Genomic DNA, 11,674 nt, shown 5'->3' on the forward strand with positions numbered 1-11,674 from the left:
GGATTCTTTTTAAAAAGATTATCTATTTTTAGTATAGCTACAATAAGTATATAAATAACAAATTAGTTAAAATAAGGAATAGCGATTTGAATCAATCAGTATTGCCATTAACAGAGCTTAATAGTCCACCTTATTACCCAATTGAAGAAAGCCCTTTACCAGCTAGTTTCAGGCAGACTATGCAACAAAATTATGCGCAGCAATTAGTCATGTTAGCCGCAAAAGCAAAAAACGAAGCTGATGATAATGCGATTTGGAGCAGAAATTATCATTATGCTCATGAACGTAATGCAAAATTAAAAGCATGGACATCAGATACTCTTGATGATGTTTTTGCTTATTTAAATGGCGCTGAAAAAGAAGCCAGTTTAGATCTAAACAATAATAATCAATTTATTTGCCAAAACAATCTACTATTACTTACGTTGTACCGAGAATGTCTCCAAAAATTACCAGAATGCCATGTACAGCATTTATTACGGGCATATTATATTGAAACAAATATGCAAATTACCCATAATTTAGATTTACTTTTTGAAAAAGAGGAATAACTCCAGTAAGCAGATTTGCGACAATTTACTGACTTATTAGCCAGAATAATACCAAGCGAGCAAAAGGCAAAGCGATATATCGCAGATATTTTTAACGAAATTTTCTTTACCTTTTTAATTTGCTGAAGGTTATGCGGATTATATAGCCGTTGCGAACGCTTTAGACAGATTGAATCCAGAATGGATGGAGAAAGAACTATGAATAAAATAAATCAATTATCATCACAACAACTAATTACCGCCATATTTGAACCTGTAAAGCAATTGAATAAAGCCATGCCAGAACGTATTACTCAATATATTTTATATGGTGAAGACCCAAATGTGTTGGTTGATTTAAATCAGTTAAGCCAATCTTCAAACTCGACGAAAAATCTTTATGAATTACTTAGAAGACCTTGTGATTTGTATATCATTAGCCTTGATGACAAAGCGAATTCATCGGAAGATGCAAGAATAGCTTTTTACCAACGTTGGACTGATGAGTATTCTAATGAACAGATAACCCGTTTTGCCCGAGTTTTAGCCTCAGTTTGTAGCAATTTACACTTTATTAAACTCATTACTTCACAGGTACCATCTTGGTTTTTATATCTGCTATATGATGGTTTGATTACCACAATGACAGATTGTATTAACGAGGATCAACGACAAAATTGGTCAATTAAACAATTACAGCAATTGCTTGATGCTCAAGAGCCAGAATCAAGCCAGAAGTTACTAATGGCTATTTTTGATCGTCAAAATATTTCAATTAACTATCAGAGTTATTTCAGAAATTTCTTTATAATTAATGATTTATTACCTTATATTATTGAGCATATCGAGATTTTCAAACAATTACCCGAGCAAGGTATGGCGGTATTAGGGCAAGTTGAGCAATTAAAATATATCCAACAACATCCTGAGCTCCACACAATGATGATTGACTTTATTACTGTACAGTCATTAAATAGCTCAAAACAAGTTAGCCAGCTAGCAACGGAAATGCTACTTAGCTCTCCACGCGAAATAGTACAACCACATTTACAACGGTTATTAACCTCAGGTACCGTTAAACAACGTAGCAGTGCTGCGACATTGCAAGCTAGAATGTCATCTGATCCGACAATTTTACAACAAGCCTTAGCTAGCGAAACAAATAAAACCGTTATTACGACAATTGAAAGTGCACTGTCTCGGCTTGAAAGTGCCAATGCCGTTGAACAACAAGCAACGTTGGTCATTGCTGATTTCGAGCCAATACAAAATATTGATTTACCAATCAATGCTCGAGATATTTTGCAACAAAATTATGAAGAATATTTGATAGAATGTGAAAAAGCAGCGCAAAAAGAGGCTGAATATAATAAAAAATATTTAACAAATTGGACGACAGAAGCAGAAACATATAAAGCCTTAAAAGCGGTCACATCGAAAGATTTGGATGATATATATCACTATTTAAATGGTAAAATTGAACTTTCGGCATTATTTAAAAAAATAGATAATAGCTTCAGTACGTCATTTGTATTGGCTAAAAATAGGCTACAAAATTTACCTGAATGTACACTTTTTCATTTTTTGCGTGCGGCTAGATTGGCTGATAAGTATTCTGGCATTTATTATTTTCAACAATTATATGAAAAAAACGAATTTTTAAAAGACTTTGATCTTAGGCAGATAGCCTATGTATTAGCAAAACTTGATGATCCTGAACGTTCTCTCTATGCTATTGCTTTGCCATTTTTAACCACAGACACTTATCATGAGATCTATGAAAATGAGCCAAACAAATTATGGCCATTTTTTGCCGAACATGAATTTTTGCTTGATGAGGCGTTGGGATTTGCCCCAGCCAACGAAATCTGGTCGTATATCAATATAGATAAAGCGAGCGCTATAAAAATATTACAAACTTTTCCAACTTTGCCTGCTAAGTATGTTTCTTATCTATGTGAATTAGCCTTGGAAGAAAGCAAACAAATACGCTATACAGCGCAAGATGCTTTAAGTGTAATACCAAATATTCACAACCAAGTGGAGCAGGCGTTATCATCGGCTAAACAAGAAGTACGTATTGCGGCAGCTAATTGGCTTGCACAGTTAGGGCAAAAATCTTCGATTAAAGCGTTAAATGAGGCTTTACAAAAAGAAAAGCGTGAAACCGTACAAGCGTCATTATTAATTGCGCTTGAAAAAATTGGTGAAGATATTAGCCAGCAATTAACCACTAAAAAACTATTAGCTGATGCACAAAAAGGCTTAAAGGGTAAAAAACCTACTGATTTTGATTGGTTTGATGTAACGCTAATACCATCATTAACTTGGCAAAATGGAGAAGATGTCGAACCGCAAATTGTGCAATGGTGGGTATGGTTAGCTGTCAAGTTGAAAGAACCCGCTAACCCATTATTAGGCATTTATAGCCGTTTATTAAGTTTGTCAAGCCAACAACTATTAGGCGAATTTATTTTACAAAGTTTTATCAAACAAGATACTCGTAGACCAACAGTGGAAGAGGCTGAGGCACAAGCCAATTTATTGGCGGATAAGCGCTTACAACAATGTATCAAGTGGTATCAACAATATCCTCAATATTACCCAAGTTATGCCAATATCACTTTTGAACAAATATTTGAAGAGATAAAAAATGAAACACTTGCCGTCTATCTTGGATCGGCCATTAAAGCAAAAGGTCTATTAGCATTAACTCGTGGTATTGAAGGTCGTGTTGCGGTTTCACTAGTACGTAACTATATGAAAGATCATCAACAACGACGAGCACAAATTGAGGCCATGCTTGAACCACTTGCAAATAGTGATGATCCACTTATTACGCAACTCCTCTTATCGCTTGCACGCCGTTATCGTACCGCATCGATACAAGAAAAAGCACGATTATTGGTGGAAAATATTGCGAAGCGTAATGGTTGGACGACCGATGAACTCGCTGATCGCACCATTTCTACCGCAGGGTTAGATGATAATGGGGTGTTAACGCTCGATTATGGCGAACGAATTTTTACGGCGAGTTTCGATGATAAATTTAAATGGCATTTAAAAAATTCAGATGGTGATGAAATTAAAGCGTTACCTGAAGCACGTAAAAGTGAAGATGTAACGTTAGTGAAAGAAGCTAAAAAACAGTTTACTAACAGCAAAAAAGAGCTAACGCAATTACTCAATATGCAAATGACCCGTTTTTATGAAGCTATGTGCGCACAGCGCCATTGGCGAGTTGAGGATTGGCAAAAATACTTGCAACCCCATCCAATTGTGGGAAGGCTTGTTCAACGTTTAATTTGGCTTGAATTAGATGACAAAGGGCAAATTGTAAATAGCTTCAGGCCAACCGAAGATGGTAGCTTAATTACTACAGACGATGATGAAATTTCATTAAATCAAGTAAATAAAATTGCTGTTGCACATTCGGCATTGCTATCAAGTGATAACATAAAAGCATGGCAACATCATCTTAAAGACTACAAAGTCACGCAACTATTTGAGCAGTTTACACACTCATTACCCGATGTGAGTAAAGTTGAAAATAATATTATCAATGAATGCTTTGGCTGGTTAACTGATAGCTTTACCCTACGTGGCATTTTAACAAAATTGGGCTATAAACGTGATGCTGTTGAAGACGCAGGTTGTTTTTATGGCTACTATAAATATTTTGTTGGCCTTAATCTGTATATCAATATTGAATTTAGCGGCAGTATGGTACCTGAAGAAAATGTTCCTGTGGCACTTTTTAACCTTTATTTTAGTAAAAAACCCGGTTTAAAACACCGAGCAATTGAACTTAAGCAAGTGCCACCCGTATTGCTTGCAGAAGGCTATGCTGATTATATGGCTGTTGCTAAGGCCAGCAGTGGTTTTGATCCAAAATGGGAGCAGAAGCTATTATGGTAAAAAACGCACAAGCTATTCGTTTAAGTGCTGAACAACGTTATGCTGATGAGCTAAATACGCTACTTGAATTAGATAATGCAAACAATAAACCTCAAGGTTGGAACTTATCACCCAAATTAGTACGGCAATTTATTTTAGGTAATAAAGAGCTGGGCATTAGTCGTAAATTTTTTGGTGATGATCCGCTGGTCGATCGGGCAATTGTTTCTTTACTTGGTAAACAAGGTTTGATGTTAGTCGGTAAGCCGGGGACCGCTAAATCGATGTTGTCTGAATTGCTAGCGGCAGCAATTAGTGGCGATTCAAATCTGACTATTCAAGGTACGGCTGGCACCAGTGAAGATCATATCCGATATGCTTGGAATTACGCTTTACTATTAGCCGAAGGACCAACAGAGCGAGCATTAATCGGCTCGCCTATTTACCATGGTATGCAACAAGGTAAAATTGTTCGTTTTGAAGAGATCACGCGTTGCCCGCCCGAAATTCAAGATGTACTGGTATCATTAATGTCTGAAAAGCAAATGATGATCCCTGAAATGGGGCAAAGTGTAAAAATGAGTGCTAAGCCTGGATTTAATCTTATTGCTACGGCAAACTTGCACGATCGTGGTGTGCACGAAATGTCGGCTGCATTAAAACGTCGCTTTAATTTTGAAACGGTTAATCCTATTACAGATAAAAATTTCGAAATAGAATTAATTCAAACACAACTTAATCAGGAATTAGGCGAATTAAAATCACAAGTCATTGTCCCTATTGATGTCATTGAGCTGCTAGTGACCACATTTCAAGAGCTAAGACAAGGGCAAACGCAAAATGGCACTCACCTTAAAGTGCCTGATGCCGTGATGTCAACGGCTGAAGCTGTGAATATTGTGTATGCTTCAGCATTAGATGCTTATTATTTTGGTGATGGCACACTAAATGGGGGGCAGATTGCCAAACAACTGATAGGTGTTGTTTTAAAAGATAATGCTGACGATATCAAACGAATTCAATTTTATATGGATAATGTGGTGCGTGAACGGGCTAAACATTCATCGCAATGGCACTCGTTTTATCAGGTATCTAAACATTTTTGGAAATAATTAATCAATAATGATAATGAGCCGATCACAATTACCACAACGCCTACAACATGCTTTAATAGGTAAAGATGCTTTGCAACAACAGCAGATCTATTTTGCGCCTGTACGTCATCATAGTCCTGCTTGTAGCTATGCTGTTAGGCAACTGATTAACCAAATTAAACCTACCCATGTTTTAATTGAAGCGCCTGCGAGCTTTTCATCCATACTCGATGAATTATTACATCACGAAACTGAGCCACCTATAGCCATACTTTGTCAAGCTGATATCCAAATAGCAAAATACCTAAATAATGAAGAACAGGCGATAGGTAACGAGCAAGATAACGAAAAAGATAACGATAATGAATTGCTATCAGCAACGGAATTGATTACGCGCACCGCATTTTACCCATTTTGTAGTTATTCACCTGAATGGCAAGCAATGCAATTGGCAAAAAAATACCATGCCAATATTCAATTTATTGATCTACCTTGGGCTGAGCAAGCTGTTCAAGAAATGATGCCAAAGCATGATGCATCATTGTTATGTGAAACCTATTTGAAACACAGTGAATATATTACGCAATTAGCTAGAAAATTACACTGTCGTGATCATGATGAAGTTTGGGAACATTTGTTTGAATTACGTGATTTTGCTGATATTGCTAACTGGCGCACTTTTTTTGAAGATACTTTCATTTGGTGTGCCATGGCAAGGCTAGAGTATACTGCTTCATCGCTTGAATTAGAAGGCTCTAGCCAACGAGAACAGCATATGATAACGGCAATTAGGCAATTAAAACAGTCCATGCCAGAGGCAAAAATTGTCGTTGTCACAGGAGGATTTCACACTTTAGCGCTATATGAGGGATTGGCGAACGCAAAACTCATTGTACCGAACAAAGCAAAAATTAATAAAGTAAATCAACAGCGCGAGGCGAAACAATGGCAAAATAAAAATGATGGTGATCGAACTTGGCTTATTCGTTATAGTTTTGAGCGCCTTGATGCATTAAACGGCTATTTTGCCGGTATGCCTTCTCCTGCTTATTATCAAGAAGTGTGGCAGTCAATGCTAACTTATGAACAAAATTATGAACAAAATCAATCACAAACCACACAAGATCACCGACAAGCACAAGCCTTACAATTTTTATCAAATATTGTGCAGCAATTACGAAAACAGCAAAGTGTTGATAATGGTGCCAATAATGAAATTGGCTTGGTACCCTTAAAATCTGCGATTGAACAAACCTATTTATTAGCCGAGTTACGAGGGCATTGTGGTCCAGGACGATATGATTTACTTGATGGTATACAGTCAGCCTTTATCAAGGGTAGCATTCATGATGTGCGTGGAGAATTTTGGCAAATAATTCATCGTACTTTATCGGGCGACCAATTTGGCAAAATCCCAAGTAACATTGCTTCACCGCCGTTAGTCAATGAGGTTTACGCAATGCTCAAAAAGTATCGTTTTAAATTAGACGATACATTACCTAAAATTGCACATATTGATATTTACCGTAAACCTGAACATCGGCAACGGAGCCGTTTTTTACATCTGCTGGCTTTTTTAGATGTTGGCTTTGCCCAGCGCCTTGATGGCCCCAATTACCAGTATGGAACACGGTTAACCATCATGTTTGAAGATTGGCAATACCAATGGACACCAATGGTTGAAGCCAAGTTAATTGAGCTATCACAACAAGGCACTCGGTTAGAACACATCGCTTTACAAAAACTACATCTATTGATGGAGTCATTAACCGAAGATGGCATAACCCAACCTTGCCAACTTGTTGTTCAAATTATGCTAAAAGCGGCTTTAATGGGATTTCCATCCTATTTTACAACGTTATTGACAAAGCTATCAAAATACTTAGATACGGACAATACATTGTCATCATTAGTTGATTGTGGGCATCGATTACTTTATTTATGGCAGGGGCGTGATTTTTTAGCGCTTAATGATAGTGCCACTTTGTTAGCTTTATTAGCTAAAGTACCAAGGCAAGCTTTTTTCTTACTAGATACATTAAAGCAATCAGATGAGCAACAACAGCAAGAAAATTTCAATACATTATTATCACTTAGAGATCTACTCAATAATTTACCTGAGCAACTTAACTCGAAAAAGCTTAAGCAGGATTTTTATTTTAATTTACAACGTTTACAGCCTTTATTAACCCAAGCGCCACTAATTCGTGGTGCCATTGATAGTCTCTGCTACCTAGATTCGCAAATTAGCCAATCAGAACTTGATGAAAAAATAAAAATTGCTTTTGATTTAGGTGCTCAATATGAACAGGTAAGTAGTTATTTAACTGGCTTGATTCAATGTTCACCAGAATTACTTATTCAATCGTCGCAACTGCTAATGAGCCTTGATGAATTGTTGGTACATTGGGATCAAGAAAAATTTATACAAATACTGCCTGATTTACGATATGCCTTTGCAAAGTTGACGCCGAAACAAAATGCGACAATTGCTGAAAAAATTGCTAAAAAATATCATATTAAAAAGCAGAGCATGGACTTTGAACAATATAAATTTAGTGATGACGACTTACAAAAAACACTCGCTTTAGAATTTGCTATTTGCCAGTATATTAATCAACAACAACTCCAAGATTGGTTTAAACGGTAAGGTATAAACATGAATAATAATAAACCAATAATCGATACTCAAACCGTTAATCATATTAAACGATGGCGGTTGATTTTAGGTAAATATGCTGATCATCACCTTAATCAAATAGCATTCGATCAAAATGATCTTAGGTTAGCACAATTATTAGATTTCCTTTATCGGCATGAATACCGTCAACGAGGGTTAAACGTGGATGAACAAGATCACACAAAGCACAAAGGGAAGGGCGGTAGCAATCATCATTCTGTGTTTAACACCATTAATTGGTTAAATAAAACGCGAAAACTATTTCCTAAAAGCACTTTTGAACGAATGCAACAGCAGGCAATAGAACGTTATCAATTACACGAGATCTTAAACGATCCTAGCGTTATTAATGCGTTAGAACCCAATATGAATTCGCTGCATTTATTAATGAATTTTCGGGGGCAATTAAAAAAAGAGGTTTATTTGGCAGTAAAAGAATTGATTCAAAGGGTTGTTGATCAGATCTTACAAAAAATTAAACCCAATTTTATTAATGCGATAAGCGGTAAAAAACATCGATTTCGACCTTCCCAAATACGTTGTAGCCAAAACTTCGATTGGCGAGCTACAATGAAAGCCAACTTAAAACATTTTGATCAAAACAACCAGCGACTGATGATTGAAAATGTCATTTTCAACTCGCGAATGAATAGGCATTTACCTTGGGATATTATTTTATGTGTTGATCAAAGTGCATCAATGAATAACTCAATTATCTATTCTGCGGTTTGTGCAAGTATTTTGGCGAAATTACCTACAATTAATTTGCACTTGTTTGTTTTTGACACGCAAATTGTTGATCTTACTCATTTAGCTCACGATCCTGTTGAAGTGCTTATGAGCGTTCAGTTAGGTGGCGGAACAAATATTGCAAAAGTGCTTAATTATGCTGAACAAAAAGTCAAAACCCCGCATCGAACTATTATGGTATTGATTAGTGATTTTTGCGAAGGGGGATCACTCATTGAACTTTATACCACCGTGTCAAGGATGAATAGTAACCGCATTAAAATGTTAGGATTAGCCGCATTAGACGACAATGCCGAGCCGGTTTATGATTTGCAAATCTCACAGCAATTAGCTAATCGAGGTATGCAAATTGCTGCATTAACGCCTGAACATTTTGCTACTTGGTTAGCGGAGGTTATGTAATGAGTTGGCAGCAAATTTATTTAAATTATGATCAAGACGCTTTAGCGCTTTATGCTAACATTGGTTTAATTCGCCGCGCTCGTAAAGATATTGAGGCAAATAAAATTGAATTTATTCAGCAAGAAAATAATAATGTTTTGCAATTCAATGCTGATGGACAACAAGTTTGTTTGCCTGCACAAGGGATTCAAGCTGCTAGTTGCAGTTGCCCAGCGCATGGGCATTGTAAGCATATCATATCGGCTGTTTTATGGTTGCAAGCGCATAATTCGGAGCATGGTTTAGCGAATGGTTCAGCAAATAGTTTAGCAAATAGTTTAGCAAATAGTTCAGCAAATAACTCAGTACCAGAAGAAACCCCCTCTCATTGCACTAAACAAGATGATAAAAGCCCAATAAAACCATTAACGCCATTAGATGATTTGAATAAAGTTAATAATCAGGCTAAACAAGATCAGATTAAGCCAATCACGCCTTTAACTAACGTGTTAACTGAATTATTATCATTAGATGCCAGCAAGCTTTTAAAAAAAGCAGGTAAAGCGAACACACTGACGGCTTATGAACTTGTATGCAATTGGCAAAACAATAATTTACTGACAATTCAATACCAACAATCGCAACAATCGCAACTACGTATTACGGTACCTGAAAGTTCTGAACCTATTATTTATATAGCAGGAACAGGTTTTGATGGGATGATCTCAGCACTTCCCATAAAACAAAAAATGGCCGTGCATTTAGCCATTATTGCTTATCTTTTTGAACAAAATAATCAAGCATGGCAATGGCCAGTAACCGTAGATCAGATAAAAAATGAGACTCAACTACTTTCACTTGAAGAAATTACCCTCATAAAACAGATTCAAACATATATTTATAAGCTTATTTATCAAGGCTTATCTCATATTAGTCATAATCAACTATCGCATTTACAATTATTTAATATATCAGCCAAAACACAAAATTTACCGCGGTTGGCGGCAATGCTTAGGCAACTATGTCAATTGGTTGAGTTACTGGCTAACCGCCATTTTACCGTTGAAGAACAAGATATTTTACTGTTTTTGGGGCAGATAAAAGCTTATACCGAAATGCTATTACATAATCAAGGTGAACCGCTTAGCAAATTGCGAGGTAAGATAACGCGCCAATATAAAACAACAGAGCAAGCACTTGACTTATTACCATTAGGGGGACGTTGGTGGCAAAGTAGAACAGGAGCCGTTGGTGCGACATTTTACTTTTGGGATATAAAACAACAACAATACCAAGAAACGACATTAGCCAGATCTGATAAAAATAATATCAATTTTAACCGTGTAACAATTTGGAACAGTATGTCGATATGGCAAACATCCCCTGATAGGTTAATGCAAAATGCCATAACACTTCACCACCCACGTATATCCCAAGATGGCGAGTTAGCCAGTAGTGGTTCGACCGCTACGTTACAACAAAACGGGTGGAATGATGAAAATTATCTTAAATTTAAAGCAACTACAGGCTTCCAAAATTGGCCAGTATTAAATGGTTATTTGCAAAATAGCCATTTGGATGACGTTCTTTTTAATGAGGTAGTATTTGTTCATATACAAAATAACGATAAGCCGTATTTTGATGAAATTAGGCAAAGTTTAGTTTGGTGCGTAAAAGATGCCGAGAAAAACCAGTTATTTTTACGGCTGTTTTGGGATGAATATAGAAAATCACGCATTGAGGTTTTACGTAGTTTTCTAGAAACACAAAATCAGCCTTTAACCATATTAGTGAAAGCCGTAAAAAACGAGAGTTTTTTAGATTTAGAACCTTTCGCTTTACTTTATAAAGCACAAAAAACAAATGAAATAAAAACCTTAAATCTTGATTTTGAAGATTCTTGGCGCCGAAGAAAAACCGCAGTGGCCGAACACATGTTTCTCTCAAATACTTATACAATGCGAAAAATGCAGTTAAGCGAAAATAATTACACTAAAGATTCGCTTTCAACTTTTATTATTCAGCCTCTATTAACAATACTTGAAAGTGTGACTTGTTCAGGACGACTTGAATTATTTATCGATCAAAAACAGCAATTGAAAGCAATTCAACATGATTGTGACACTTTAGGATTAAACTCGTTAAGTTTAGTGTTAAACAAAATCCTTAGCAATCAACTCATCTCGATAACGCATCTATTACAAGCGGTTTATTTATGTTATCTATTAAAAAAAATGCATTATCAATTACCTATACAGCTTATTAAGCCGAATTGTTAGCTTAAAAATCTTTCAGAAAAGCTATTGATTTTATTGAAGTTTTTTTGTGATGCAATTGCTTTC

General features: G+C 36.2%; 6 protein-coding genes. All 6 read left to right on the forward strand.

Annotation, left to right across the window (positions count from 1 at the left end; all coding sequences use genetic code 11):
- Positions 1 to 86: 86 nt before the first annotated feature.
- The 6 genes from A9G40_RS08840 (at position 87) to A9G40_RS08865 (ending at position 11,611) form a co-directional block, all read left to right on the forward strand.
- Positions 87 to 551 (forward strand): hypothetical protein, encoded by a 465-nt coding sequence (locus A9G40_RS08840; RefSeq protein WP_065582751.1) that lies wholly within the window; start codon positions 87 to 89, stop codon positions 549 to 551.
- A 198-nt stretch (positions 552 to 749) separates the two neighbouring features.
- A complete protein-coding gene (locus A9G40_RS08845; RefSeq protein WP_176700469.1) occupies positions 750 to 4,448 on the forward strand; it encodes a DUF4132 domain-containing protein in 3,699 nt (1,232 codons plus the stop codon).
- Positions 4,424 to 5,539, forward strand: a complete 1,116-nt coding sequence (locus A9G40_RS08850) for an ATP-binding protein (protein ID WP_141675235.1) — start codon at positions 4,424 to 4,426, stop codon at positions 5,537 to 5,539. Before A9G40_RS08845 ends, A9G40_RS08850 begins: the two co-directional genes overlap by 25 nt.
- A 16-nt stretch (positions 5,540 to 5,555) precedes the next feature.
- Positions 5,556 to 8,171 carry a DUF5682 family protein gene (locus tag A9G40_RS08855; protein WP_081302211.1) on the forward strand — a complete coding sequence of 872 codons (2,616 nt, stop codon included), beginning with the start codon at positions 5,556 to 5,558 and terminating at the stop codon, positions 8,169 to 8,171.
- Between the two features lie 9 nt (positions 8,172 to 8,180).
- The gene (locus tag A9G40_RS08860; RefSeq protein WP_065582754.1) at positions 8,181 to 9,353 is read left to right on the forward strand and encodes a VWA domain-containing protein; all 1,173 of its coding nucleotides are present in this window, start codon (positions 8,181 to 8,183) and stop codon (positions 9,351 to 9,353) included.
- Complete coding sequence (locus A9G40_RS08865) at positions 9,353 to 11,611, forward strand: hypothetical protein (RefSeq protein WP_065582755.1); 2,259 nt, start codon at positions 9,353 to 9,355, stop codon at positions 11,609 to 11,611. The genes A9G40_RS08860 and A9G40_RS08865 overlap by 1 nt, the downstream gene beginning before the upstream one ends.
- The last annotated feature ends 63 nt before the right edge of the window (positions 11,612 to 11,674 follow it).

This window comes from Gilliamella sp. Nev3-1 (assembly GCF_001690435.1).
GTDB classification, from domain to species: domain Bacteria; phylum Pseudomonadota; class Gammaproteobacteria; order Enterobacterales; family Orbaceae; genus Gilliamella; species Gilliamella apicola_C.

Coding starts and splice junctions, on each gene's coding strand:
- A9G40_RS08845 (WP_176700469.1), top strand. CDS start 750: ATGAATAAAATAAATCAATTATCATCACAACAACTAATTACCGCCATA.
- A9G40_RS08850 (WP_141675235.1), top strand. CDS start 4,424: ATGGGAGCAGAAGCTATTATGGTAAAAAACGCACAAGCTATTCGTTTA.
- A9G40_RS08855 (WP_081302211.1), top strand. CDS start 5,556: ATGAGCCGATCACAATTACCACAACGCCTACAACATGCTTTAATAGGT.
- A9G40_RS08860 (WP_065582754.1), top strand. CDS start 8,181: ATGAATAATAATAAACCAATAATCGATACTCAAACCGTTAATCATATT.
- A9G40_RS08865 (WP_065582755.1), top strand. CDS start 9,353: ATGAGTTGGCAGCAAATTTATTTAAATTATGATCAAGACGCTTTAGCG.